This is a genomic window from Schaalia dentiphila ATCC 17982, from assembly GCF_000154225.1.
Classification (GTDB): domain Bacteria; phylum Actinomycetota; class Actinomycetes; order Actinomycetales; family Actinomycetaceae; genus Pauljensenia; species Pauljensenia dentiphila.
The window spans coordinates 1,945,771-1,971,818 of sequence record NZ_DS264586.1; the positions used below are offsets into that span (position 1 = coordinate 1,945,771).

23 protein-coding genes are annotated in these 26,048 nt (G+C 65.9%); 4 read left to right on the plus strand and 19 right to left on the minus strand.

Annotated elements, in window-relative coordinates:
- Positions 1 to 188: 188 nt before the first annotated feature.
- From ACTODO_RS08330 to ACTODO_RS08355, 6 genes are all read right to left on the minus strand, one after another.
- Positions 189 to 1,388: a DUF5129 domain-containing protein gene (locus ACTODO_RS08330; RefSeq protein WP_165478148.1), complete on the minus strand. Its 1,200-nt coding sequence runs from the start codon at positions 1,386 to 1,388 to the stop codon at positions 189 to 191.
- Positions 1,389 to 1,439: 51 nt separating this feature from the next.
- Positions 1,440 to 2,429: a DUF5129 domain-containing protein gene (locus tag ACTODO_RS08335; RefSeq protein ID WP_081445784.1), complete on the minus strand. Its 990-nt coding sequence runs from the start codon at positions 2,427 to 2,429 to the stop codon at positions 1,440 to 1,442.
- A gap of 493 nt (positions 2,430 to 2,922) precedes the next feature.
- A complete protein-coding gene (locus ACTODO_RS08340) occupies positions 2,923 to 4,026 on the minus strand; it encodes a DUF5129 domain-containing protein (protein ID WP_244262545.1) in 1,104 nt (367 codons plus the stop codon).
- A gap of 177 nt (positions 4,027 to 4,203) precedes the next feature.
- Positions 4,204 to 6,054, minus strand: a complete 1,851-nt coding sequence (gene rho / locus ACTODO_RS08345) for a transcription termination factor Rho (protein ID WP_003792944.1) — start codon at positions 6,052 to 6,054, stop codon at positions 4,204 to 4,206.
- A gap of 100 nt (positions 6,055 to 6,154) precedes the next feature.
- Positions 6,155 to 7,105 carry a homoserine kinase gene (thrB, locus tag ACTODO_RS08350; protein ID WP_034512361.1) on the minus strand — a complete coding sequence of 317 codons (951 nt, stop codon included), beginning with the start codon at positions 7,103 to 7,105 and terminating at the stop codon, positions 6,155 to 6,157.
- A gap of 1 nt (position 7,106) precedes the next feature.
- A complete protein-coding gene (locus ACTODO_RS08355; protein ID WP_034512364.1) occupies positions 7,107 to 8,414 on the minus strand; it encodes a homoserine dehydrogenase in 1,308 nt (435 codons plus the stop codon).
- A 274-nt stretch (positions 8,415 to 8,688) separates the two neighbouring features.
- Between ACTODO_RS08355 and pflB the strand changes: the two genes are divergently transcribed.
- The 3 genes from pflB (at position 8,689) to pflA (ending at position 12,185) form a co-directional block, all read left to right on the plus strand.
- Positions 8,689 to 10,794 carry a formate C-acetyltransferase gene (gene pflB / locus ACTODO_RS08360; protein WP_003792949.1) on the plus strand — a complete coding sequence of 702 codons (2,106 nt, stop codon included), beginning with the start codon at positions 8,689 to 8,691 and terminating at the stop codon, positions 10,792 to 10,794.
- 123 nt (positions 10,795 to 10,917) lie between these two features.
- Positions 10,918 to 11,169 carry an autonomous glycyl radical cofactor GrcA2 gene (grcA2, locus tag ACTODO_RS08365; protein ID WP_003792950.1) on the plus strand — a complete coding sequence of 84 codons (252 nt, stop codon included), beginning with the start codon at positions 10,918 to 10,920 and terminating at the stop codon, positions 11,167 to 11,169.
- A 137-nt stretch (positions 11,170 to 11,306) separates the two neighbouring features.
- Entirely contained in the window at positions 11,307 to 12,185 is an 879-nt protein-coding gene (gene pflA, locus ACTODO_RS08370; RefSeq protein ID WP_003792951.1) for a pyruvate formate-lyase-activating protein, read from the plus strand.
- Positions 12,186 to 12,218: 33 nt separating this feature from the next.
- Here pflA and ACTODO_RS08375 read toward each other — a convergent pair whose 3' ends face one another.
- The 5 genes from ACTODO_RS08375 to ACTODO_RS08395 all read right to left on the minus strand — a co-directional run bounded on the left by ACTODO_RS08375 (position 12,219) and on the right by ACTODO_RS08395 (position 16,960).
- Positions 12,219 to 12,857, minus strand: a complete 639-nt coding sequence (locus ACTODO_RS08375; protein WP_003792952.1) for a peptide deformylase — start codon at positions 12,855 to 12,857, stop codon at positions 12,219 to 12,221.
- Positions 12,854 to 13,525 (minus strand): sugar O-acetyltransferase, encoded by a 672-nt coding sequence (locus ACTODO_RS08380; protein ID WP_003792953.1) that lies wholly within the window; start codon positions 13,523 to 13,525, stop codon positions 12,854 to 12,856. Before ACTODO_RS08380 ends, ACTODO_RS08375 begins: the two co-directional genes overlap by 4 nt.
- Complete coding sequence (locus ACTODO_RS08385) at positions 13,522 to 14,304, minus strand: gamma-glutamyl-gamma-aminobutyrate hydrolase family protein (protein WP_003792954.1); 783 nt, start codon at positions 14,302 to 14,304, stop codon at positions 13,522 to 13,524. Before ACTODO_RS08385 ends, ACTODO_RS08380 begins: the two co-directional genes overlap by 4 nt.
- A gap of 177 nt (positions 14,305 to 14,481) precedes the next feature.
- Complete coding sequence (add, locus tag ACTODO_RS08390; protein WP_003792955.1) at positions 14,482 to 15,498, minus strand: adenosine deaminase; 1,017 nt, start codon at positions 15,496 to 15,498, stop codon at positions 14,482 to 14,484.
- Between the two features lie 130 nt (positions 15,499 to 15,628).
- Positions 15,629 to 16,960 carry a C1 family peptidase gene (locus tag ACTODO_RS08395; protein WP_003792956.1) on the minus strand — a complete coding sequence of 444 codons (1,332 nt, stop codon included), beginning with the start codon at positions 16,958 to 16,960 and terminating at the stop codon, positions 15,629 to 15,631.
- A gap of 126 nt (positions 16,961 to 17,086) precedes the next feature.
- Here ACTODO_RS08395 and ACTODO_RS08400 point away from each other — a divergent pair, with 126 nt between their 5' ends.
- Positions 17,087 to 17,986: an aldose-1-epimerase gene (locus tag ACTODO_RS08400; RefSeq protein ID WP_003792957.1), complete on the plus strand. Its 900-nt coding sequence runs from the start codon at positions 17,087 to 17,089 to the stop codon at positions 17,984 to 17,986.
- A gap of 6 nt (positions 17,987 to 17,992) precedes the next feature.
- Here the strand turns inward: ACTODO_RS08400 and ACTODO_RS08405 are convergent, their stop codons facing one another.
- The 8 genes from ACTODO_RS08405 to trmB form a co-directional block, all read right to left on the minus strand.
- Positions 17,993 to 18,781, minus strand: coding sequence for a 16S rRNA (uracil(1498)-N(3))-methyltransferase (locus tag ACTODO_RS08405; RefSeq protein WP_003792958.1), 789 nt, complete (start codon positions 18,779 to 18,781; stop codon positions 17,993 to 17,995).
- A gap of 6 nt (positions 18,782 to 18,787) precedes the next feature.
- On the minus strand, positions 18,788 to 19,906 hold the full coding sequence (dnaJ, locus tag ACTODO_RS08410) for a molecular chaperone DnaJ (protein ID WP_003792959.1): 1,119 nt from the start codon (positions 19,904 to 19,906) through the stop codon (positions 18,788 to 18,790).
- A 51-nt stretch (positions 19,907 to 19,957) separates the two neighbouring features.
- A complete protein-coding gene (gene hrcA, locus ACTODO_RS08415) occupies positions 19,958 to 21,001 on the minus strand; it encodes a heat-inducible transcriptional repressor HrcA (protein ID WP_003792960.1) in 1,044 nt (347 codons plus the stop codon).
- Positions 21,002 to 21,129: 128 nt separating this feature from the next.
- On the minus strand, positions 21,130 to 21,924 hold the full coding sequence (locus tag ACTODO_RS08420; protein WP_003792961.1) for a DUF3097 family protein: 795 nt from the start codon (positions 21,922 to 21,924) through the stop codon (positions 21,130 to 21,132).
- Positions 21,925 to 22,057: 133 nt separating this feature from the next.
- A complete protein-coding gene (locus tag ACTODO_RS08425; RefSeq protein ID WP_003792962.1) occupies positions 22,058 to 22,876 on the minus strand; it encodes a hypothetical protein in 819 nt (272 codons plus the stop codon).
- Positions 22,869 to 23,558 (minus strand): SatD family protein, encoded by a 690-nt coding sequence (locus ACTODO_RS08430; protein WP_003792963.1) that lies wholly within the window; start codon positions 23,556 to 23,558, stop codon positions 22,869 to 22,871. Before ACTODO_RS08430 ends, ACTODO_RS08425 begins: the two co-directional genes overlap by 8 nt.
- Positions 23,559 to 23,857: 299 nt before the next feature.
- Positions 23,858 to 25,168, minus strand: coding sequence for a radical SAM family heme chaperone HemW (hemW, locus tag ACTODO_RS08435; protein WP_208853700.1), 1,311 nt, complete (start codon positions 25,166 to 25,168; stop codon positions 23,858 to 23,860).
- A 48-nt stretch (positions 25,169 to 25,216) separates the two neighbouring features.
- Positions 25,217 to 26,044 carry a tRNA (guanosine(46)-N7)-methyltransferase TrmB gene (trmB, locus tag ACTODO_RS08440; RefSeq protein WP_034512368.1) on the minus strand — a complete coding sequence of 276 codons (828 nt, stop codon included), beginning with the start codon at positions 26,042 to 26,044 and terminating at the stop codon, positions 25,217 to 25,219.
- Positions 26,045 to 26,048 lie beyond the last annotated feature (4 nt).

Here is a 26,048-nt window from a genome sequence, read left to right on the forward strand (position 1 = left end):
TCACCTTCCAGCGCGCCAAAAGCGCCTGGGGCATGCCGGTGAACCGGTAAGCCGACACGACATTATCGCACACGCCCCCGCCCCCTTCAACGAGGGAAGGCCCCCACGGGCGTGACATCGGCTATGGGTGGACGCGAGGCTCGCGCCCGCGCGTCCACGGAGCTAGAGGCGGGCGCGGAGCGCGGCACTCAGCGTGTGCGCCCGCCCGGACCGACGTTCGCGGCCGACGTCAGGTAGTTCGCCCGCGAGGAGCCGTACCGCGAGGTTCCGTCCCACACGAGGTAGCGATGGAGGTACGCGGGAGGCACGTAGAGCTCCGCGCCAAACGCCGTGAAGCGCGCGGTGGAATGGGCCGCGCTACCCTTGAGGTCGATACCCGCGCTGTTTGCGGTCAGGCGGATCGCCTGGGCGGGGTTGTAGGTGTACGTCACGTCGGCAATCCGGTATGCGCCGAGGTAGCGGGTCTCGTTAGTGCGTAGCTTCTCCCCCGCACCCTTCCTCCAGCGCTTGTAGCGCCTCTGCCCAATCATGGACGTGTCAGCGCCAAGAGCTGCCTCGACGAGGTGCACGAGGTGCACTCTGGCCTCGTCAGCGATCCGATCGAGCTGCGTGAGTGCCTCGGCGGAATCAATCTGCGCGCGCTCAAGGCTCGTTCCCAGGTCGTTGAGGGCCAGGCGCTGTTCATCGAGCCACAGCACGAGGGAGGCAGCCATGCTCAGGACCATCGGGGCCATGCTTCGGCTCTGGACAGTTTCCGTGATCGTCTCGATGACGGTTAGATCCTCGTACACCGGACCCAGCTCGTTCTCCCATACGGTGCGCCAGGTGGGAGTCAGTGCGAAGAGATCGCACGCGGCCATCATTGCGACGTGCGCATCCATCAGGACATGGAAATCCTCGACGATCATCTCCACTTCCCAAGCCGTTGCGCCGCTCAGCGACGCGACGAACGGAATCGAAGCCGCAGCGGCAATACGAGCACGCAGGTTCTCGCGCTCGGCCCGAGCGGCCTCGAGGCGCGCGGCCAGACCGCGGTCGTAGCGCCCGGCCACGAGGAGTGGAAGAAAGGCACGCTCGACCTCCAGGTGGCGTTTCTCGAGCGCATCCCATTCCTGGATGGCCTTGCCAACACTCTCACGGGCGAGGCCGCGCAGCATCCACCCGCGCATCCAGAGGCCAACGCCCGCGAGCGTCGCTACCCACACGTACCAGGTGGGCCACAGGACAGTATGAGTCGCATCGACGGACACGGCGATGCCGAGCCACACGGGGGCCACCAAAATGAGGGCCAGACCCACCAGGAGTCGCGCACAGCCACGCGCACTGCGCATAACCGAACGAGGATGCTGGGGTGCATGACTCATCGTTTCCGTTGCCTGAGACGTCATGCCTCCACCCTGGCACGAATAGCCCTCGGTCGCCCGGTATCCGGACGAGGGTCAGAAGGACGAGGAGGTGTCGGCGACGAGTACCTGTCCGATGAGTGTGGTGAGGCGCGCCCGGGACTCGTCCGCGATTCGATCCAGCTCATTGAGAGCCTGAACCGGAGTGATGTCCGCGTACTCCAGGCTGACTCCAAGTCCGACGATGATGTCCCGCTGCTCGTTCGTCCAGCGGTTAAAGGCCTCCACCGCGTTCTTCACTTGATGTTTCTTGACGCGGTTGCGCACCTTGACCGAGATGGAATCAGCCGCCGACAGGTCTTCGAAGACCGGTCCCACCTCGTTATCCCACAGGTCACGCCACCGTGGTGCCAGCGCATTAAAGTCGCGCGCGGCAAAGATCGCGTCATCGGCGGCCGACAGCAGCTCGATATCTTCGAGCAGTTCCTCTCGCTCGCTCGCCGCACCGGCGCTGAGAGATCCGAAGAACCCCGGGGACTTCAAAACGGCGACGCGCTCGCGCACCTTCTTGCGCTCCTGGTGAGCGCACCCGTAGCGCGCGGTCAGCCCCTTGCTGTAGTGCCCCGCATCGACGATAGAGTGGAAAGCACGTTCCACCTCCGAGCGACGCTCCTCCGTCTCTCCCCACGCCTCGGCAATACATTCGGAACTTTCTCGCACCGTCCGGCGCAGGCTATGCCCGCGCAGGAGGACGCCGATGCCCGTAAGCGAGACCAGCCATCCCGTCCAGTGGGGCCAGACGACTCTGTTCTTAATGCTGTAGCCTGCCTCGTTCGGAATATATGCGGCTGCCTTGGTGGCGGCCGCGACCATCCCCTGGCTCCAGCGGCCAGCGCGGAAGTCATCCTTCGCAGCGTCCTGGATCTCCTCTTGAACGAACAGCAACGGGGCAATGTCCTCGCCGAAGTACGTCCCCACCTTGCGGTGGGTGGGCGACAGCGACAGGATCAGGTAGCCGTCGGCCCACTTGTACCCATTGGGTGAGATCCACTCCTGGTGCCGCGCCCGCGCGTACTTTAGACCCAGCCCGAACCTGGCTGTGAAATCGCCCTGCCTGGTGCCGCGCCCGCGCGTACTTTAGCGTGGCCTCGTCAAGGTTGTCGTCCACAAGGTCATCCGTCGACAAGATGACGAGGTGGATGGGGCGGGTGAACTTGACGTCACCGAGCGCGTCTGTCAACGGACGACCATCGATCGGCTCGAAGCTTCCCGTCTCGTCGTGTACCTCGACGGAAGGGGCGACAAGGTTGTTTGTCGGCACCGTGGGCCGGGTGTAGTCAACGAGCGCGGATACCAGCCACATGGGACCAACGAGTGCCATGATGACGCCCAGCAGGATCCGTCCCATCCCCAGGGCGGAGCGCTTCACGTCTCGTGCCGTCATGTGGCCACGTCCCTCGTTAGCCGATTCGGTGCCCGCGGAAGTCATGCATCCACTGTGTGACGGTCAGTCCTCATGCGCGCGCAGGCTCAGCACTCTGACGTCCGCGGAGACGAGAATGAGATGTCACCTGATCCCTCAGGTCGACACGAAGCCGCCGCCTTCCTCGTCCACGTCGTCGCTCAGATATTGATCGAGATACATCGGCAGCAGATAGACGGACGAGCCGGTGGCCGTCAGGACACCGGTAGCTGGCGCCGGCAGTCCTTCCAGGTCGACGCCCGCGGAGTTTGCGGTCAGTCGAATCGTAGCCGCCGGGTTGTACTCGATGTCAGTGTCCGCGTCCTGGCTCCAATAGGCCGCGTCGTACTCCGCGTTCGCCGCGGTGAGCCTGATGCCCGCGCTCTTCCATCGCGCGTAGCGGTGCCGTCCCTGCGCCGAGGCATCGGTTGCGAGGGTTGCCTCGATGAGCTCCGCGGTGCGCACTCGCGCCTCGTTGGTGATCCGGTCAAGTTCTTCGAGGGCCTGAGCCGGGGCGATCTGCCCGCCCTCAAGGCGTGTCCCAAGTTCGTTCACCGAGTCCTTGTCATCCCCCACGCGCTCCCTGAAAGCCTCAATTTCCATCAGGATTCGCTGGTCCGTGTTGACACTTTCGAGGGTGTCTGCGACGTCGTCGAGTATGTCCAGATCTTCGATAATCGGGCCGACCTCCGTCTTCCACACGTCACGCCAGCCGGGCGCGAAGGCGAAGAAGTCGCGCGCAGCCATGATCGCGGCATCCGCGTCTGCCAGGCGTTCCATCCGCGCAAGGATCTCATCCCCCGCGCCCGCCGATGCCTCGCTGAGCGACGCAAAGAACCCCGGAGGCCTGTGCTCAACGATCCGAGCGCCAACCTTGACGCGTTCGGCTCGGGCACACTCGTGGCGCGCCGTCAGTCCGATCACGTAGTGACCTACGCCGACGAGCGTGGAAAACACGCGCTCAACCTCTGCCTGCTGGCTCTCCAAGGCCGCCCACTTCTCGGCGATCTCCGCCATCTTCTGACGCCCCGAGCGCCGCAGACCGGCGCCGCGCCACAGCACTCCGATTCCGCACAGCGCCATGACCCAGCTGGTCCAATTCGGCCAGCCCACAGCCTCCCCCATCCCGTGATGGGCCTGGTCATAGATGGCGATGGCCAACTGAAGGGGAGCCACCAGCAAGAGAAAGAGACCAAGAACGAGGCGCAGAAATCCGCGCACAGCACTCCAGGACCGACCCGATAACTCCCGTGTCGCCTGCGCATTGATCGAACTCGGCGCCATGTTCACCATGCCCCAAGTCTGACACAGTCCATCATCAGTTGTCCGGTACGAGGCGCGTACCGACAAGAAGCGGGGCGAGCGGCTCTCGCCACTCGCCCCGCTCTCACCCGCCAATCACTCGGAGGGCGTCGTCTTCTGGATGAGCATGAGGAACTCAGCGTTGGACTGGGTTTCCTTGAGCTTGTCGAGGACCAGCTCAAGGCCCTGCTGCTGGTCGAGGGTACCCAGGACGCGGCGGAGCCTCCACATGATGCGCAGCTCCTCGGGCTTGAAGAGCAGCTCCTCGCGACGGGTGCCCGACGCGTTGAGATCGATTGCGGGGAAGATGCGGCGCTCGGCGAGCTGACGCGACAGACGCAGCTCCATGTTGCCGGTGCCCTTGAACTCCTCGAAGATGACCTCGTCCATCTTCGAACCCGTCTCCACCAGCGCGGAGGCGATGATCGTCAGCGAGCCACCCTCGGAGATGTTGCGGGCGGCGCCGAAGAACTTCTTGGGCGGGTACAGCGCGGACGCGTCGACGCCACCGGAGAGGATACGGCCCGAGGCGGGCGCAGCCAGGTTGTAGGCGCGCGACAGACGCGTGAGCGAGTCGAGGAGGACGACGACATCCTGGCCCAGCTCGACGAGGCGCTTGGCGCGCTCGATCGCGAGCTCGGCGACGGTCGTGTGGTCCGATGCGGGACGGTCGAAGGTGGAGGCGATGACCTCACCCTTGACGATCGAGCGCATGTCGGTGACCTCTTCGGGGCGCTCGTCCACCAGGACGACCATGAGGTGCACCTCGGGGTTGTTCAGCTCAATGGCCTTGGCCATCTGCTGGATAACCATCGTCTTACCGGCCTTGGGCGGGGAGACGATGAGGCCACGCTGGCCCTTGCCGACGGGGGCGACCAGGTCGATGACGCGCGGCGTGTAGGCCTTGGGAGAGGTCTCCATGCGCAGCTGCTCGGAGGGGTAGACCGGGGTCAGCTTGCCGAACTCGCGGCGCGCCTGTGCCTGCTCGATGGTCATGCCGTTGACGGAGTCAACGCGCACGAGGGCGTTGTACTTCTGGCGCTGACGCTCGCCCTCGCGGGGCAGGCGCACGGCACCGGCGACCGCGTCACCGGCGCGCAGGCCCCAGCGGCGCACGTTGCCGAGCGTCACGTAGACGTCGTTCGGGCCGGGCAGGTAGCCGGAGGTACGCACGAATGCGTGGTTTTCCTGGATGTCGAGGATGCCGGCGATCGGCGCGAGGTTGTCCTCGCCGCCGCGCGCGGGGCGGGCTTCACGGTTCTCACGACCCTCGCCACGGTTCTCACGATTCTCACGGCCCTCGCCACGGTTCTCACGGTTCTCGCGGTCACGACGACCACGGCGGCCGCGCTCACGGCGGGGGCGACGCGCCTCGGTGTCATCGCCGTCGGGCAGCTCGATGTTCAGGACGGTCTCGACGACGGTCGTGTCGGGCTCCGGACTGGGCTCGGTGCGCTCGGCGGCCGGCAGGGGCAGGTCGAGGGTGACGTGCGCGGGCTCGACGGCGCCCTGGCTCACCGCGCGGCGGCGGCGAGAGCGCCGCGGAGCCTCGGCCGGCGTGTCGGAGGCAGAAGCCTGCTCAACCGACTTTTCGGCGGCCGGCTTCTCAGCCTTGTCAGCCTTCTTCTCAGACGAGGCAGCGGCTTCCTTGCGGGGAGCCTTTTCCTGCGGGGTCGAGGCGCCGGCGCCGTTGCTCAGCAGCTCGATCAGCTGGGACTTACGAAGCTGGGAGATGCCCTTGAGGCCGCGGGAGGCGGCCAGAGCCTTCAGCTCAGGCAGCTTCATCGCCGACAGCGACGCGGTCGTCTCGGCGGAGGTTTCGTTGCTCACGAAGTGATCCTTACTGGAATGCGCCCACAGCGGGCGAGGTGATTGCTCAAGCACATGAAAAAGCTTGATCAGGAAGATGCGCAAAAGAGGCACATCGCGAAGGCCGAAGTCGAACATTCGTCTCGACCTGAAAAAAATATAGCAAGACCGCGAGCCCGCTGTCGATCAGACAGCAGGGCTGGCGGTGCTTGCGCAGAACCTCACAGCGCGTAAACGCTCAGAATTCCACCTTCGAGAGGCTTCCGCGGGTGATCTGCGCACCCTGGGGGGCCACCCCCATCGGGACGACTCGCCACCCGGCAGCCGCGGCATCCCGGCAGATGTCGGCGCCGACGGACTCCAGGGAGAGGACCGTCGGGCCCGCGCCGGAGACGACGGCGGCAAAGCCAGCGCCGCGCAGCCAATCGACGAGGGCGAGGGAGGGCTCCATCGCGGCCCGACGCTGCTCCTGATGCAGGCGATCGCGCGTGGCCTCCATGAGGAGTGCGTGCAGGTCCGCTCCTCCGCCCGCCTGTGCGTTGCCCGAGAGCACGGCGGCCAGCAGAGCGCCGCGAGCAACGTTGAAGCTCGCGTCGCCGTGGGGCACGGTCGCGGGCAGCGCGGCACGCGCGGCGGCGGTACGCAGCTCGAAGTCGGGGATGAAGGCGACCGGGCTAATGCCCTCGGGTGGAGTCAGGCGAACGCTGCCAACCTCGGACCTCTCGTCATTCATCCACGACACGGTCGCGCCGCCGAAGACGGCGGGAGCCACGTTGTCAGGGTGCCCCTCCATCTGCGAGCCAATCTCGAGGATCTCCCGGCGGCCGAGCACGTCGGCGTCACCGATGAGGGCACGCGCCAGCGTCACGCCGGCGACGATCGCGCTCGCAGAGGAACCCAGGCCTCGGGAATGGGGGATGCGATTCGTGCAGTGCATACGCACGCCAACCTGGGGCGCGCCGACGCGGTCGAGCGCGAGGCGCAGGGCGCGCACGACGAGGTTGTCCTCGCCCTGCTCAACGTTTCCGGCTCCCTCGCCCTCAACGACGACCGAGGTCGCCCCCGTCGTCGCGTGGACCGACACCTCGTCCCACAGGTCGAGAGCCAGACCCATGGAGTCGAATCCGGGGCCGAGGTTCGCGCTGGTCGCGGGAACCTTCACCGCGACGAAGTCATCACGCAGGCGCACGTCACTCACCCTCAACGCGGATCGTGGAGGTCACTTCACGCACGGCGTCAGACACGGACAGCGCACGGGCGACGGCGCGCAGGTCGGCCTCGCGGGCGCGGTGGCTGGTCACGACGATGACGCAGGCGCCGGGCACCTCGTCGTTGCGCTGGTGCACGGACTGGATCGAGACGCCGTGGCGGGCGAAGATTCCGGCAACGTCGGACAGGACGCCGAGGCGGTCCTCGACCTGGAGGCGGATCTGGTAGCGCGTGTACGTCGAGCCGGGATCGAGGATCGGCAGGTGGGCGTAGACCGACTCACGCGGGGCATGCCCGCCGAAGGCGCGGTGGTGCGCCGCAGCGACGAGGTCCGACAGAACAGCCGAGGCCGTGGGAGCGCCGCCCGCACCCTGGCCGTAGAACATGAGACGACCCGCGGCCTCGCCCTCAACGAGGATCGCGTTGAAAGCGCCGTCGACAGAAGCGAGAGGATGATCGGAGGGGACCTGGACGGGGTGGACGCGCATGGCGACGCCCTCGCGACCATCCTCGCCGATGCGACGCTCGGCAATAGCCAGGAGCTTGATGGTGTGGCCGACACGAGCGGCCTCCTCCATGTCTTCCTTGGTGATGCTGGAGATACCCTCGACGGCGACGTCGTCAATGCCGACGCGCGTGTGGAAGGCCAGGGAGGCCAGGATGGAGCACTTGGCGGCGGCGTCGAAACCCTCGACGTCCGCGGTGGGGTCGGCTTCGGCAAAACCAAGGTCCTGCGCCTGCTTGAGAGCATCCTCGTAGCTCAGCCCCTTGGTGCTCATCGCGTCCAGGATGAAGTTCGTCGTGCCGTTGACGATGCCCATGACGGTCGTAATGCGGTCGCCGGCGAGGGACTCGCGCAGGCCGTACACGACGGGGACGGCACCCGCGACGGCCGCCTCGTAGTAGAGGTCGGCACCGTTGGACGCGGCGGCCTCGTACAGCTCGGGACCGTGCGCAGCCAGGAGCGCCTTGTTGCCGGTGACGACCGAGATGCCCTGGTTGAGGGCGCGCAGCACGAGGGTGCGCGCAGGTTCGATGCCGCCGATCAGCTCGACGACGAGATCCATGTTGTCGATCGCCTCAGCCGGGTCGTTCGTCAGCAGCTCGCGGTCGATCGGAGCGTCACGCGGGGCATCCACATTGCGGACGAGGACGCGGCGCACCTCCATCTCCGCGCCCGAGCGAGCGGCGAAATCCTCGCGACTTGACTGAAGAATGCGAACGACCTGGCTACCGACAGTTCCGGCTCCAAGAACGCCAACTCCAAGGACAGGACGGGGTGCAGACATAGGACTTTATCTCCTTTGTGGGACGGGCACTGATACCAGTGTAGGCGGTCAAAGCCCCTCCCCTCTCTTAAGGACCTTGGTCCCACAATTTGACCGACAAAAACTTTGGGCCCATATCCTGAGACACAGAACATAGACTGTCGGTCGATATGGGTTGTCGAGACCCCCCAAACCGTAGGACAATGGGCCTAAGCGTTGGAATCCGACGCACATGGAGCTTCGCTCCGAACATACCGTCCCCACAACGGGATACGGACATCCGAGAAGAGGAAGAATGACGACAGCAGACCAGAAGGCCTGGGAAGGTTTCGCAAAGGGTAACTGGTGCGATGAAATCGACGTTCGTGATTTCATCCAGCTGAACTACACCCCGTACGAGGGCGACGCCTCGTTCCTGGCAGGGCCGACCGAGAAGACCCTGCGCGTGTGGAACACTCTCGAAGAGAAGTACCTCTCCGAAGAGCGCAAGGTGCGCATCCTCGACATCGACACGGACACCCCCGCCGACATCGATGCTTTCAAGCCCGGCTACATCTGCGAGGACGACAACGTGATCGTCGGCCTGCAGACCGATGCCCCCCTGAAGCGCGCGATGATGCCGAACGGCGGCTGGCGCATGGTCGAGACGGCCATTCACGAGGCCGGCATGGAGTACAACCCCGAGGTGAAGAAGATCTTCACCAAGTACCGCAAGACCCACAACGATGCGGTCTTCGATATCTACACGCCGCGTATTCGTGCTGCTCGTTCCTCCCACATCATCACCGGTCTGCCGGACGCCTACGGCCGCGGTCGCATCATCGGCGACTACCGCCGCGTGGCCCTCTACGGCGTTGACCACCTCATCGCCGAGAAGGAAAAGGACAAGGATCGTTACGCGAACGAGCCCTTCTCCGAGCACTGGGCGCGCTACCGCGAGGAGCACTCCGAGCAGATCAAGGCCCTCAAGAAGCTGAAGAACCTGGCACAGTCCTACGGCTACGACATCTCCGGCCCGGCCACCAACGCGCACGAGGCCGTGCAGTGGACCTACTTCGGCTACCTGGCCTCCGTGAAGTCCCAGGACGGCGCCGCCATGTCGATCGGCCGCCTGTCCGGCTTCTTCGATGTCTACTTCGAGCGCGATCTGAAGAACGGCACGCTGGATGAGTCCGGCGCCCAGGAGATCATCGACGCCCTCGTCATCAAGCTGCGCATCACCCGCTTCCTGCGCACCATCGCCTACGACCAGATCTTCTCGGGCGACCCCTACTGGGCCACCTGGTCGGACGCCGGCTTCGGCGACGACGGCCGTACGCTGGTCACCAAGACCTCGTTCCGTCTGCTCCAGACGCTGGTCAACCTCGGCCCGGCCCCCGAGCCGAACATCACCATCTTCTGGGACGAGAACCTGCCCCGCGGCTACAAGGAGTTCTGCGCCCTCATCTCGATCGACACCTCGTCGATCCAGTACGAGTCCGATCCGCAGATCCGCGCCCACTGGGGCGACGACGCCGCCATCGCATGCTGCGTCTCCCCCATGAAGGTCGGCAAGCAGATGCAGTTCTTCGGCGCGCGTGTGAACGCCGCCAAGGCGCTGCTCTACTCCATCAACGGTGGCCGCGACGAGATGAGCGGCAAGCAGGTCATGGAAGGCTACGAGCCCGTCCAGGGTGACGGCCCGCTCGACTTCGATGATGTGTGGAAGCGCTACGAGGAGATGCTGGACTGGGTCGTTGGCACCTACGTCGAGGCCCTCAACATCATCCACTACTGCCACGATCGCTACGCCTACGAGTCCATCGAGATGGCGCTGCACGACTCCGAGATCATTCGCACCATGGGCTGCGGCATCGCCGGTCTGTCCATCGTTGCCGACTCGCTGGCGGCCATCAAGTACGCGAAGGTCTACCCGATCCGCGACGAGACCGGCCTGGTCGTCGACTACCGCACCGAGGGCGACTTCCCGACCTACGGCAACGACGATGACCGCGCCGACGACATCGCCGCAACCGTCGTCCACACCATCATGGATAAGATCCGCGCCATCCCCATGTACCGCGACGCGATCCCGACCCAGTCGGTCCTGACGATCACCTCGAACGTCGTCTACGGCAAGGCCACCGGCTCCTTCCCGTCGGGCCACCAGAAGGGCACCCCCTTCGCCCCCGGCGCGAACCCGGAGAACGGCATCGACACGCACGGCATGGTCGCCTCCATGCTGTCGGTCGGCAAGCTGGACTACAACGACGCGCTCGACGGCATCTCGCTGACGAACACGATCACCCCGCAGGGCCTGGGTCGCTCCAAGGAAGAGCAGATCCAGAACCTGGTCGGCATCCTCGACGCGGGCTTCGTTCCGGACGATTCCTGCGCCTACGACGGCACCAAGGGCTACTGATCCACCATCGGCGGGGATCGATGCGCCACGCGTGTTGATCCCCGCCACCCACCACTCGTGGGTGAGCCGCACCGCGACCCACCCAAGCCGGCACCGCCGGAATCTCACAAAAGGAGAAATGTTATGGCAACCAAGACCTACGAAGAGCGCCTCGCCGACATGAAGGCCGCCCGCGAAGAGCGCGGCGACAAGGAAGGCCTCTACCACGCGAACATCAACGTTCTCGAGGAGTCCACGCTGAAGGACGCCATGGAGCACCCCGAGAAGTACCCGAACCTCACCGTTCGCGTTTCCGGCTACGCCGTTAACTTCGTCAAGCTCACCCGTGAGCAGCAGCTGGACGTTCTGTCCCGCACCTTCCACCACTCGGCCTGATAGCAGATTGGAGTGGGGCGTCGGGCAACGCTCGGCGCCCCACTACTATGTCTGCCCACGTCGGCGCGCACCGCTGACGCCGCCCGGCCTCGTTCCCATCACGGCCACCGCACCCACCCAACCGCGAAGAAGGAATCATGTCGCAGCCCCTCGCTCTCCCCACGTTCCGTGAGCAGGACTTCCAAGCTCCCCAATCCCGTACCGTCGGCGCTGGCGTCGAAGGTCTGGAGGAGATCACGGACCTGGAGCGCTCCGAGCGCCTGCGTCGCATGCGTGAGGGCACGCTGGGTTCCATTCACTCGTGGGAGCTCGTCACCGCTGTTGACGGCCCCGGCACGCGCATGACAGTCTTCCTTAACGGCTGCCCGCTGCGCTGTCTGTACTGCCACAACCCCGACACCTTCCTCATGAAGGACGGCGCTCCCGTGTCCGACACGGAGCTGCTCTCCCGCATCGCGCGTTACCGCCGTATTTTCCGCACGACACAGGGCGGCATCACCCTGTCCGGCGGCGAGGTTCTCATGCAGCCTCAGTTCGCCAAGCGCATTCTCATGGGCGCCAAGGAGATGGGCGTGCACACCTGCATCGACACTTCCGGGTTCCTGGGCGCGAACTGCGACGACGAGATGCTCGACGCGATCGACCTGGTGCTCCTGGACGTCAAGAGCGGCAACGAGGAGACCTACAAGAAGGCGACGGGGCGTTCCCTGGCACCCACGATCGAGTTCGGCGACCGCATCGCGGCTCGCGGTGGCGCCACCCGTATCTGGATCCGCTTCGTGCTGGTTCCGGGCCTGACCGACGACCCCGAGAACGTGCGCCAGGTCGGCGAGATTGTCTCGCGCTGGAAGGACGTCATCGATCGTATTGAGGTCCTCCCCTTCCATCAGCTGGGCAAGGATAAGTGGCACTCCCTCGGCCTGGAGTACCAGCTGGAGGACACGAAGGCCCCCACGCCCGAGGCCACCGAGGAGGTCCGCAACTACTTCCGTTCGTTGGGCTTCCTGGTCCACTGATACGAACCTACCGGGACCCCGGGAGGAAGCGGCTTAGGCCCGCTCCCCCGGGGTCCACGTGTGTCCGCTGGCGCCCCACCCGCGCTCGGCGATGACCTGTTGGGCCTGCGCTGCGTAGGGCTGCGCGAGACGGTCAACGTAGAGGGTGCCCTGCAGGTGGTCGTATTCGTGCTGGAAGATGCGCGCGAGCCATCCGCGCGCGCTGACCTCGATGGCGTTGCCGTCCACGTCGTAGCCGCGCAGGACCGCACCGAGCACGCGCCTTAGGGGGTATCCGTAGCCGGGCACGGACAGGCAGCCCTCGGATTCGAGCGCTATGTCGGGTTCCTCGGGCAGGATGGCTCCCGCCCCTTCGGTATCCCACACGAGGTCGAGGGTGGGGTTGACGACGACGCCGTGCAGCACCGTGTTGAAGCCGCGCGCAGGGCCCTCGTCGAGCTGGAGAACCTCGCGGTACTGGGCGTCGAAGGAGCCTGCGCCACCGTACCTCCACACGAAGACCTGGGCGCCGACGCCCACCTGGGGTGCAGCGAGGCCAACACCGGGCGCGGCGTGCATCGTTTCGATCATGTCGGCGACGAGGTCACGCAGCTCCGAATCAATGGAATCGACGGGGTCCGCAACCCGGTGCAGGACAGGCTCCCCCGTGATGCAGATCGGCAGGATGCTCATGCGTGGTCGGACGCCTGTGCGATGACTCCGACGCCCGCCGCTTCGATCGCGCGCGGGGTGGTGGGGTCCAGGTTTTTGATGACGCGGGCGGGGTTGCCGACGGCGATGCAGTTGGCGGGGATGTCTCGGGTAACGACGGCGCCCGCACCGATGATTGAGTTCTCCCCGATGGTGACGCCCGGGCACACGACGACGGAGCCGCCCAGCCACACGTTGTCCTCGAGGGTGATCGGCGCTGAGGACTCCCATTTCGCGCGACGAGGCCCGGGCTCGGTCGGGTGGATCGCAGTGTAGAGCGAGCAGTTGGGGCCGATGAGGACGTCGGCGCCGATGACGACCGGGGCGACGTCGAGCACGGTCAGGCCGTAGTTGGCCCAGGAACCGTCACCAATGGAGATGTTGTACCCGTAGTCGACGCGCAGGGGCGGTCGAATGTCGACGCACTCCCCCACCTGGCCGAGGACCTGGGCGAGCAGGTAGCGCGCGATGTCCGGGTCGGTGGGATGCGCCTGCTCGTAGAGGCTCAGGAGGCGAACGGCGCGTTTCGTGAGCGCCGCGAGTTCGTCGTCCGCAATGTAGTAGTCACCGTCGCGCATACGCTGCACGGGTGTGCGCTCGTCGTCGCAGAATCGGGGGTCGTCGAAGTTCGTTCCCGGGGAGATGGTCATGCGACCAGGGTAGTCGAAGCCTTCTCGAGGCGGGGGGCGCGGCGCGCGTCCAGATGGCCGAGGAGGGCGCGCAGCTGGGAGATGTCGGCGGCGGGATCCTCGGGGTGCCACTGCACGCCGATGACGGGGGCATCGATCGACTCGATGGCCTCGATCGTACCGTCGGGGGCGTAGGCGCTGACCTGGAGGCCCTGCGCGAGGCGATCCACGCGCTGGTGGTGCGCCGACGAGATGAACAGCTCGGAGTCGGTGAGGACGGGGGCCAGGGCGCGCTCGAGGGTCGTTCCCTTGCCGACGCGCACGCTGTGGCGGATGAAGCGGTGATCGGACAGGATCCGGTTGTTCGTATGCGTGCCGTGCGCGCCCTCGATGTGCTGCTCGAGCGTGCCGCCCAGCGCCGTGTTGATGATCTGCATGCCGCGGCAAATCCCCAGGAGCGGGGTGCCCGTGCGCACGGCGTAGTTGACGAGGGCGATCTGTCCGCGGTCGGCGCGGTACCAGTGGCGGCCCTCGGCCTCGTAGCCCTGGGAGGCGCCGTACAGGCTGGGGTGGACGTCCTCGCCGCCCATGATGATGATCGCGTCGGCGTGCTGAGCGCGCAGGGCGGCGCCCTCGGCACCGTCTTCCTGCGCGTACTCGCGGATGACGTTCCAGTTCGGCAGCGTGGCCTCAAGGAGACGATCCCACAGGCGCATGCAGATGTTGTTGTATGCCTCGTCCCCCGGGCGTGCCGGCAGGACGTTGGAAATCAACAACGTCGGCTTAGTGTGGTTCGTCATGGTTACTATCTTTGCAGTCTCGCAGCCACCGTGCCGGGCGCGTTCACGGGGTGGCCAATTGTGACAGCTCGTGTCCACCCCGCGTGCAACGTGAGAATAGCGCTCCCCCACGCACGACGAGGCCGGGGCTGATCCGCGCGTTCACGGTCCCTGAGCCCCGGCCTCGTTCGTCGGTGGTCAGTTCTCGGACACGAAGCGGTCCACGCGGGCGAGCAGCTCGTCCTTCTCGTCATCTGAGATCCACGCGATCTCGATGGAGTTGCGGGCGATGCGCTCCAGGTCCGCGCGGCCGAGGTCGAAACGCTCAGCAAGCGCCAGGTAGTTGTCGCCGACGTATCCGCCGAAGTAGGCGGGGTCGTCGGAGTTGACGCTGACCTTCACCCCCGCGGCAGTCAGTTCGACGATCTCCTTGCCCTTCATCTCCTCGGTGACGAAGGAGTTGGACAGGGGGCACGAGGTCAGGCCGATGCCGTGGTCGCGGGCGTAGGCGACCAGCTCGGGATCCTCGACGATGTTCGTGCCGTGGTCGAGGCGCTCGGTGCCCAGCTCGGTGAGGGCCGCGCGGATGTTATCAATCGAGCCAACCTGGTCGATGTCGCAGTGCATCGTCACATGCAGGCCGGTCTGGCGGGCCAGGGCGAAGACATCGGCAAACTTCGTGGGCGGGTTATCACGCTCGTCAGAGTCCAGGCCCACGCCGATGAACATGTCCTTGTAAGGCAGGGCTGCCTGGAGGGTCTCGAGTGCGGACTGCGCGCTCATATCGCGCAGGAAGCACAGGATGAGGTCGGCAGACAGGCCGGCCTCGCGGGCCTCGACGACAGCGCGGTGATAGCCGCGGATGACCGTCTCGATCGCAATACCGCGCGAGGTGTGAGCCTGCGGATCGAAGAAGCACTCAGCACGCACGACACCGTTGGCTCGGGCGCGCTCGAAGTAGGCGGCGGCCAGGTCGTGGAAGTCGTCCTCATCCTGGAGGACGTCCATCGCCGGGTAGTAGACGGCCAGGAAGGACGTCAGGTCGTTGAACTGGTAGGTCGCCTGGACTTCCTCGACCGTGGACTGGCCGATGTCGACGCCATTCTTGCGGGCGAGGGCCAGCTTCAGGTCCGGCTCGAGGGTGCCTTCCAGGTGCAGGTGCAGCTCGGCCTTGGGCAGTCCGAAGGCGAAGTCGCGGGTCACGTCGGTGCTCATATGTCCTCCACAGATAACGGGGCGGGTGTCGCGGAACAATTGTCCCACTCCACCCGCCCCGTGCTGAGGGAGGTCACATAGCGAACGGTCCGACGCGGTGGTCGCCGTTCACCGGGTCAGACCGGCCGTCTCAGGCCAGCGCGCCCATCGGGTCCCATGCAGGCAGGTGCAGCGGTTCCTCGGTGATGACCGCGCGCAGGTCCTCAGGCAAGTCGTCCACGTGCACGGCCACCTCAAACACGTTGGCGTCGAACCAGGCGGCGTCCATCGTGAAGAAGCCCTTCTCACCGGGTTCCTCGCCCCAGGAGTTCTCCACGCGGAAGCGGCGGGCATTGCCCTCCTCGTCGATGTCGACGCCGGTGAAGAGCATCGCGTGGTTCATCGCGGACTCGCCCGTGTTGACGCGCTGCTCCTTCGAGGTGGAGAAGTCCACGCCGAAGAGGTTATCGAAGTCGTAGAGGCCGTCGACGAACAGGCCGGAGGCGCGGTCAGACTGCTGGCCGCAGTCGGCTCCGAACCAGACGGCGCGGCCCGAGGTCAGGATGGAGGCCGTGATCTCGCGGATCTGCTCGACGGGGGTGTTCACGTAGAGGATCGGGCGCCCGCCGACGACGTTGCCCATGTGGTCGACCGTGAGGGTGTGCCCCTTGGGGTGCTCGGTGCGCGGGTCATCAACGAGGCACACGTACTGCGTGAGGTCCACGTCCACGTAGCGCTGGTAGAACTCGCGCGGGGTGAGGACGCCGTCGCGGTGGAACTCGTCCTTGTCGTCGCGCCACTCCCACTCGAAAGAGGCCGGGGGCTCGCCCAGGCAGATGACGAGGATGCGCCACACGTCGGCCAGCGCGGCCTCCTTGACCTCGAGAATCTCCTCCTCGGAGGCGCCGGCCTCGACGAGGGAGCGCAGCTCGAGGGCCGTGCGGCGCAGGACGACCTTCAGGCGGGCGTTCATGGGGGCGGTGTGGCCGGAGGACTCGGTCTCGGGCATCGCGACCTTGGGGACGAGGCCGTGCTTGAGGTAGAGGGAGACCGCCATGTCCCACTGGCCGCCGTCGGAGAGGACGTCGCCGAGCAGGAACTGCAGGAGGCGGCCGTCAAGTTCCTCGGTCTTCGCGGTCGCGATAATGTCGGTGAGGAAGAAGTTGGCGCGCTCGAACTTGTCCCAGAACAGCACGTAGTTCTGCGAGAACTCGAAGTCCTTGAGCCCCAGGCGGGTGCGCGCGGTCGAGCGCAGCAGGTTCAGGGAGGAGAAGAGCCAGCAGCGGCCGGACTTCTTCTGCGACGTCACCTTCCAGTCGTCCACCTTGTGGGACACAACCGTGGGGGTAGCGACCACCTTGGCGCGGTCGAAGGCGACCGGCTCGACGCCGGCGTGGGAGACCGCGTTGCGTGCAACCGCGCGGGCGGAGTCTGAGGATGCGTGCAGGGAGGCGACGAATTCGTCGGTGATTTCGTGTGCCATGGGACGAGGCGTTCCTTTCAATCGAGATTCATTCTCTATAAGGATACGCTTTTCGTAGTGACGCAGACGACTCAACTCCGTTTAGAATGAGTGTTATTCATGTTCAGTGCATGCGAAGGAGCATCAATGTTGGACCGGAGTGCATCGGGCCGCGAGATCGTTTTACAGGCCGGGGACTACGAGGCGCGGATCGTCACCGTCGGCGCCGGTCTGGCTGGCCTTCGCTACCGCGGGCACGAGCTCATTGTCTCCCACGCCGTGAACGAGTGCCCCCCGGGATACCTGGGCAAAGTGCTCATGCCGTGGCCGAACCGCGTCGCAGGCGGCTCCTACTCGTGGGAGGGAAGCTCCTACGACCTTCCCGTCGACGAGCCCGCTTTCGGGACTGCGCTCCACGGTTTCGTGGCCTTCCAGGAGTGGGAGATCGCCGAGGCCGACTCTTCCTCTGTCCTCCTGCGCACCCTCATTGCAGCGCGCTATTCCTACCCGTGGACGCTTCTCGCGCACGCACGCTACAGCCTGGACGCGGACGCGGGTCTCACCGTCGAGCTGTCGGCGACGAACATCGGAGAGGGCACAGCCCCCTACGGCGTCGGCTTCCACCCATACCTGGCCGTCGACGGGCTACCAGCAGACGAGCTGGAGTTCGAGAATCCCGCGTCGATCATCTACGAGGCCGACGCGTCCATGATCCCGGTGGCCGCCCACGACGTGGCCTCCTTCGGGCTGGACTTCCGCTCCCCTACCATCATCGGCGCCTCCCGCCTGGACCACGCCTTCGCAGGCCTACCCGAGGGAACCTGGGCCGTGACACTGCGCGACCCGTCTTCTGGCGTGGGCGTGTCACTGTCCTCGGATGCGCGCTGGCTGCAGGTTTACTCGGCCGACTACATCGGCCGCGTGGGCGTGGCCGTCGAGCCGATGAGCTGCCCGCCCAACGCCTTCAACTCCGGCACGGACGTGATCGCCCTGAACGCGGGCGAGACCCACACGCTGAGCGCGCGGATCTCCGGGTTTGAGAGCTGACGAATCCTAGTATTTCCCAGCGGCGGCGCGGATCAGCGTGAGTGCGACCGCGCCGGCCGTGGAGGAGCGCAGAACGTTGTCTCCCAGCCCAATCGCGCGGGCACCGGCGTCCACCAGCTGCGCAGTCTCCTCGGCTCCGATGCCACCCTCGGGGCCCACGATGAGCGCAATGCGTGCGGGCAGAGTCCCGTCCGCGCGAGACTCCTGAACGCGGGCGAGAGCGGCACCGAGCGAATCCATCGCCTCCTCGTGACAGACGAAGGCCACCCCGGCCTCGACAATCAGGGAGGCAACCCAGGAGGCGAGCTCGCGGCTGTCCTTAACGTCCTCGACGACCGGAACAAAGGCGCGGCGTGACTGCTTGGCGGCCGCGCGGGCCACGCCCTCCCACTTCGCGCGCCCCTTCTCAGCCTTCGGGCCCTTCCACAGGACGATCGCACGCTGGGAGGCCCACGGGATCACCCGGTCGATGCCGATCTCCGTGCAGATTTCGACGGCGGCCTCGTCGCGCCCACCCTTGGCGAGCGCCTGGACGAGGATGACCTCGGGACTCGAGGCGTCCTCCCGGACGAGCTCGCGCACGACAAGGGACAGCGAGGCCTTATCGCTCCCACTTACCTCGCACGTCGCGCGCGCACCGGCGCCGTCGACGACGTCGACCCACTCCCCCGCGCCGATGCGGCGCACGGAGGCTGCGTGACGCCCCTCGGCTCCTCCAAGCGTCGCGCTGTCCCCCACGGACAGGGACGCAAGGGGCGGGGTCAGGTCCTCAGCGAGGAAAACGGGCAGCGTCACGGTGCATCACCCCATGAAGGTGTCGCGGAGCCTATCAAAGAACGAGGCCTGCTGACGATGGGGCTCCACACGGACCTCGCCGCGCACCTTTGCCAGCTCCTCGAGCAGCTCACGCGACTTGTCGTCGAGCTTCTTGGGAATCTGAACGTCCACGTGCACGTGCATCGAACCACGCCCCGAGCGCTGCAGGTGACCGACGCCCAGGCCCTCCAGAACGATGTCGTCGTTGGGCTGCGTGCCCGGATTAATCGTCACGGTCTTCTTACCGTCGAGGGTCTCCAGCTCAAACTCGGTGCCCAGCGCCGCCGTGGTCATCGGGATCGTGATCCACGTGTGCAGGTCGTCGCCTCGGCGATCGAACACGGGGTGCTTCTTCTCGCGGATCAGCAGGTACAGGTCGCCGTTCGGGCCACCGCCGGGGCCAACCTCGGCCTCACCGCTGACACGAATCTGTGTCCCCTCGCTGGCACCGGCCGGGATGTTGATGTTAAGGGTGCGACGAGTGCGCACGCGACCCGCTCCCGAGCACTCGGCACACGGGGTGGCAATCGTGTTGCCGTATCCCTGACACGACGGGCAGGGCGCCTGCGTCTGCATACGGCCGAAGAGCGAGTTCTGAATCTGGGTGATAAAGCCCGAGCCGTGACAGGTGGTGCACTGCGTGGGCGAGGTGCCCGGCTGGCACATCGAGCCGTTGCAGGCGTCGCACAGGACGTGAGTGTCGAAAGAGACCTCCTTGGCGGCACCGAAGGCGGCGTCCTCCAGGGTGATGTCGACGGTCACCTGCTTGTCCTTGCCGCGACGCACGCGGGAAGCCGGGCCCGCAGCGGAGGCGCCGAAGCCACCGCTGAACATGGCTTCGAAGATGTCGGAGAATCCACCGAAGCCGGCGCCCGCACCCGCGCCACCGCCGCGCAGAGCATCAGGACCACCGATGTCGTACATCTGGCGCTTCTCGGGATCCGAGAGCGTCTCGTAGGCGACGGACAGCTCCTTGAAGGCTTCCTCGGAGTCGGCTCCCGCGTAGTCGGGGTGAAGCTTACGCGCGAGCTTGCGGTAGGCCTTCTTAATCTCGTCCTGGCTGGCGTCACGGGTGACACCGAGAACCTCGTAGTAGTCTCTCACGGCTGTTCTTTCTTCTCGTGGGGGATGTTCATCAACGTCTGTGGGGCGACATTAGTCGCCGTGCTGGGAGGCGAGATAGCGTGACAGGTAGGCGGCGACTGCTCGCACAGAGCTCATGGTGCGTGCGTAGTCCATGCGCATGGGGCCAACGATGCCCAGGTGCGCGGATCCGACGGAGTCTCCGGCGCCGGCACGGTACGTGCCCGTGACGACGGCGGCTTCCGCCAGGCCGTCGTGGGGATTCTCGGCGCCGATACTCACGTGCACGTCAGCGCCCGGGTCGGCCTCGGCGAAGAGACGCATGAGGACAACCTGCTCCTCGAGAGCGTCAAGGACGGGGGCAATGTCGTGAAAGTCGAGGGCTCCACGGGCCAGGTTCGCAGCGCCCGCGACAACGATCTTCGACTCGCTCTGACCGCTCAGGACGTCCGTGAGAGCTGAACCGATCGCGGCGACGGTTCCGACCAGCTCAGGCCGGGCCGAGGCCGTGGCCTCGTCAACGCAGGCCTGCGCGGTCGCAGAGGTCGCGCCGTCGCAGTGGTGGCGCAGGTGTTCGCGTACCTCGCGCAGCTGCCCATCGTCGAGGGGCGCGTGAAGAGTGAGGCTGCGCTCCCCGACCTCGCCGTCCGCGGTGATGACGACGACAAGGACGCGACCGGGAGCCAGAGTGATGACCTCGAGGTGCTTGAGGACGCGCACGCGCGCCCCCGGATACTGCACGAGGGCCACCTGATGCGTCACCTGGGCGAGGAGACGAACGGAGCGCTCCACGACGTCGTCGATATCGATGGACTCAGCCAGGAAGGTCTCGAGGGCGTGGCGTTCCGGCCCGCTCATCGGCTTGAGCTCCGCGAGTCGATCAACGAACACGCGGTAGCCGCGGTCGGTCGGCACACGCCCCGCAGAGGTGTGGGGCTGATAGATGAGGCCGGCTTCCTCCAGCACCGCCATGTCGTTGCGGATGGTCGCGGATGAGACGCCGAGGCCTCCGGCGGCGATCGCCTTGGAGCCGACGGGTTCGCGGGTGGCCACGTACTGGGTGACGATGGCGCGCAGGACGTCGAGCCTGCGGTTTTGTGCACTGTTGCGTGTCATGCCACCTCCTCCCGTTCTGGCACTCCTGCTTCCTGAGTGCCAATGCTACTCCTCGCAGCCAATCGGGGGCGACATGAGGGCCGCGCCAGGTGTGCGCCCAGCGCGAACCTCACACTGGGCGACGCAAGTCATCGCGCCCAGGGCACGGTCACGAAGTCGATGAGCTCCTCAACCCGCCCCAGCAGCGCCGGCTCAAGGTCGCGGTAGGTGCGCACGGTCGACAGGATCCGCTTCCACCCCACGGCGATGTCACGCTGGTCAGCGTGCGGCCAGCCGAGAGCCTCGAGGGTTCCATGCTTGATATCGGTGCCAGGCGGAATGTCGGGCCAGCGCTCAAGGCCAACACGGGCGGGCTTGACAGCCTGCCAGATGTCGACGAACGGATGGCCGAGCACGAGGACCGCGCCCGGCCAACGCGCGGACACTGCCTCGGCAATGCGCGACTCCTTCGAACCGGGAACCATGTGGTCGACGAGAACGCCCGCACGCGCGGTGTCCGTCGGGCCGAAAACCTCCAAGATCGCCTCAAGGTTGTCAACACCTTCGAGAAGCTGCACGGCGATCCCGGCCTCGGCCAGGTCCTCGCCCCACACGTGCTGGACAAGCTCCGCGTCGTGGCGCCCCTCGACCCAGATGCGCGAGCGCTTGGCGACCTTAGGTCCGCTCGACGCGGGAGCGAAAGATCCGGAGTTGGTGATGCGCCGCCCCGACGCACTCACCTGGGTTCCCGGCGAGGCCTGGGCGGGGGCAGGGCGCGGAGGCAGCGCCTCGATGGGGCGCCCCTCAAGCCAGAAGCCGGGGCCAAGGGGGAAGGACCGACGTACGCCTCGACGATCTTCGAGTTCAACGAGGTGAACACCACCAGACTTCTCCACGCGCGTCACTGCGCCAACCCAGCCCGAGGCCACGTCTTCGAGGACCATGCCGATCTCAACGTGGACGGCCTGCGAACGCGGACGCCGCGCTCCCGGCCCGTCGCGGTGCGGGTCATGGGCGAAAATGTTGCAGCCGTAGGGATCTGAGCTATTCACCCGGCATACTCTAGCGGCACGGGAATCAGTGTAGGCTCACGACACGAATGAGCATCGACACGAGAGCGGCCAGAATCCACGAGGAGACCGAGCCGATCAGGAACTCTTCGGCCTTCTCGCCCGTCGAATCCTGCGAGATCTCGGGGAATCGAATAACCCCCTTGGCAGCAACGACAGCCGCGATCGCAACCTCTGCGCCAGCACCGGCCAGAACGATGATGAGCAGACGCTCGAGCGGCCCGATCCAGCGCCCGCCACGCAGAGCCGTCACTTCCTCGTCCTCCGCCTGCGCGCCCAAGATGGGTAGCGCACCGGAGATGACTTCGGGTTCCGCGGACTCCTCCGCGTCATCTTCGCCGCCTTCCGCATCCACCACCGGCATCGCCGGAAGAACGGGAGCGTTGATCCACCCGGGCACGGGAGCGGAGGCACGGCCGCGCGCGCACTGCAGAATCGCCGTGATCAGGTGATTCACAGGACCCGTCACCAGGAAGAGAACCGCAATAGTCAGGTCGATGGGGTGCCCTGAGCGCAGCGACAGCAGAGGGAAGTTCAACGGATCCAGGCTCAGCAGCGCGACGAAGCCGACGGACGCCAACGCCCAGCGAGCGAGAACGCCGCGCGCCGACGGATCGACAAGGTCCCAAGCGAACCACACGAGCGCGAGAGTCGCACCGATTGCATTCGCAACGGCGCTCACACCCAGAATAAACCAGGAGTAGCAGATCACTGCGAGGAGCAGCGTCAGAAAGAGCGACAGGCGTCGCGACCAGCGGCGCGGGTCAGAGGTGAGAAGTACGGTCAGCTCCGAGGCGGCGATGCCCAGGAGAAGAACTTCATGCACGAGCGGCCTCCGCGATGATGAGTGAAGACTGAATGAGCCCCGCCCCCGTGCCCCGAGCAAAGTCCGAAATGGCCTGCTGCGACAGCTTCTCGACGCGGGCGATCTCCACCTGCGTCTTACCCAGCAGCAGCGAGGCCGTGATGCGACGATGACGCGCCGACAGCTTGAGAATCGAATGATCGCGCAGGCTCAGCATGGCGTTGATGCAGGTCTGGCAGTGCGAGGAGAACTCGGATTCGACGGACGCGTGCGCCATGAACCACGTGCGAATGAAGGGGTTCGAGGCATCTTGCACATCGTGCGCACGATTGATCGCTGCTCGGGCAGCCCACCACGCGGATCCATCCTGAAGAGCCGCCGACTCTGCGCCACGGCCGCGGGCCGGAGCCTGGCGATGCACGCCCGATGCGAACTCCTCGATCCGACCGGCACCGATGCCGAAGCGCAGCTGAAGCTGCGGGGGAAGGAGAAGCTGCGCACGCAGCGTCAGGAGGAGAGCATCCTCGAGCGTGTAGGCGACCGCCTGAAACTCGTCACCCACCGTCGGGTACGGAGCCTGCAGGAGAGCCAGCCCCTCACTGGCCCGTTCCAAGACTGCTTCAAAGATCCTCTGAGCGTCTGCACGATTGGTCAACGTACGAGAGCCCACGATGTCAGCAATGACTGAGTATCGCAGAGTCACAATACCACACTTTTCCTTGTATCTGACCCTCCACAAGCCCTCTCAAGGAGACGACAAGTAGACAGCACGGCTTCACATGACATACCTAGGCAAACACATTTCAACAATGATGTCAACAGTATTGCCACGTAATCCAAGCTTGTCATGTTCACACTACCTAATCACTTATGAATACCTCATAAAAGTATCCACGCTTTTACTTGTATCTAGATGAATACAGGCGCAACTGCGGCAATCAATGAAGAAAACGATTGTTTACCACCTCATGCAGATTACGGAGTGGTGCCATGAAAAAGGACTCAATACCCCATCAATTCGCGGGTCACATAGTCGGCGAGCAGCCTGCCACGCAGCGTGAGAATCACCCGTCCCCCGAGGGCGGCGGCACCATCAATGAGGCCGTCCGCGATCAGCGCGGCAACACGCCCACCCGAGACCGCACCAGCCCCCAGAGCCGCCCCGGCCTCGTCCGCCTGCCGAGTCCCTGGCAGGCCGGCCAACTCGATCCCCTCGGACGTGCGCACGCCCAACATGACGCGTTCAAGCTCGCGCGTATCCTCGTCCAAGATCTCCCCCGCGTAGGCAGGGGAACGCCCATCGCGCAGCCGTGCGGCGTACGCGGCGGGGTTCTTGACGTTCCACCAGCGCATACACCCCACGTGGGAATGCGCCCCGGGGCCCAGGCCCCACCAATCCCAATCGCGCCAGTAGGCAAGGTTGTGCGCCGACGCGTGCGCGTAGAACGTGGACGGGCGCCCCGAGGTCAGGTCCGCGTCGGTCGTGCGCGCAAAATTGGAGATCTCGTACCACGCGTACCCGGCCTCACTGAGGAGGACATCGGCAAGCTCGTACTTGGCGGCCTCGTCGTCCGGATCCGGGGTCGGGAGTTCTCCCCTGGCGACCTGCCCGCCCATCTTGGTTCCCCCCTCGACGACGAGGGCGTACGCGCTGATGTGGTCGGTCTCGTAGGACAGGGCGGCGCGCAGAGACGTCTCCCAGTCGGCGAAGCTCTCCCCTGGCGTGCCATAGATAAGATCGACGGACGTCGACAGGCCCGCTTCCTTCGCCCATTGGACGACGAGGGGCACCCGCTCGGGCGTGTGGGTGCGGTCCAGAGTTTTGAGGATCGCGGGGACCGCAGACTGCATGCCGAAAGAGACACGCGTAAAACCCGCGTCGGCCAGCTGCACCAGCCCCTGGCGCGTCACCGTGTCGGGATTGGCCTCGAGGGTCACCTCTGCGCCGGGCGCGATACCGATGCGCTCACGCAGGCCCGTCAGGATCTCGGCGAGCTCGGCAGTATCGAGCATCGTCGGAGTGCCTCCACCAAAAAAGACGGTCTCAGCCTCGCGCACGGGCAGCCCGGACTCAGCCATGACGCGAGCTGCCAGCGAGGCCTCGGCCAAGACCGACGGAGCGTAGTCCCCCACCTGGGCACCCGGGCCGAAACCCACCGTGTAGGTATTGAAGTCACAATACCCACAGCGCACGCGACAAAACGGCACGTGCACGTACAGGGAGAGCGGACGCCGGGCCTCCACCTCGACGAGGCCGGGGTCCAGAGCACCGTCATCCGGCCAGCGCTGACCGTCTGGCTGCGCGGGGCTCACGAGCACCCTCCCACCAGCGAACAGGCGGCGCCGGACGTCATGCCAGCCTCAGCCACGCGGACGGCGAATACCGACAATGTCGTGGGCATGGCGGCCCGCATCGATACCTCGGGTCTCAAAGTGCGTGACGACGCGCCCCTCAAAGCGGGGGGCGAATCCGCCACGCTGCGGCTGCGGATCCTCCGGGTCCAGACGCTCTCCCGCATACGGGTTCTCGAAGAATTCGCACGCTTCGATGACGTCGCGCATCTGCCAGGCGTAGTCGTCCCAGTCGGTGGCCAGGCGCCACATTCCCCCGTCGCGCAGCAGGCGCGCGACCTCGCGCGCGAAGGAATCGGAGACGAGGCGACGCTTGCGATGTCGAGCCTTACGCCACGGGTCGGGGAAGAAGGTCCAGACCTCGTCCAGGCACGCGTCCTCCAGCATGATCGGCAGCGCCTGGGCAGCGTCGGCCTCGATGACGCGGATATTGTCCACGCCAGCCTCGACCGCCTTGGAGACAAGCTTGGCGATACCCGGAACCCAGACCTCAAGGGCCAGGAAGTTGCGCTCAGGATGAGCGTCCGCCGCGGCGACGATCTGTTCGCCCGTGCCCGAGCCAATCTCGAGCGTCACGGGCGCGCTGCGCCCAAAGAGCTCGGCCAGATCGAGCGTAAAATCCTCCGCGACCGTCGTGTAGCCGACGCCGCGACGCGGCTCCACCACGTAGCGATGCGCGTGGGCCTCCCACGTGCGGACGAGGTTCGCAGGCAGCTCGCGCGTACGCCTCGTGAAAGACTTCGTGCGGCTCATGAAGACCGTACCCTCGGGGGCCTCGCCCGGACGGCGATCCGCTCGCTGGCCGACGGGAGCGTGACCCTCCACGGCCTCGTTCATCTGA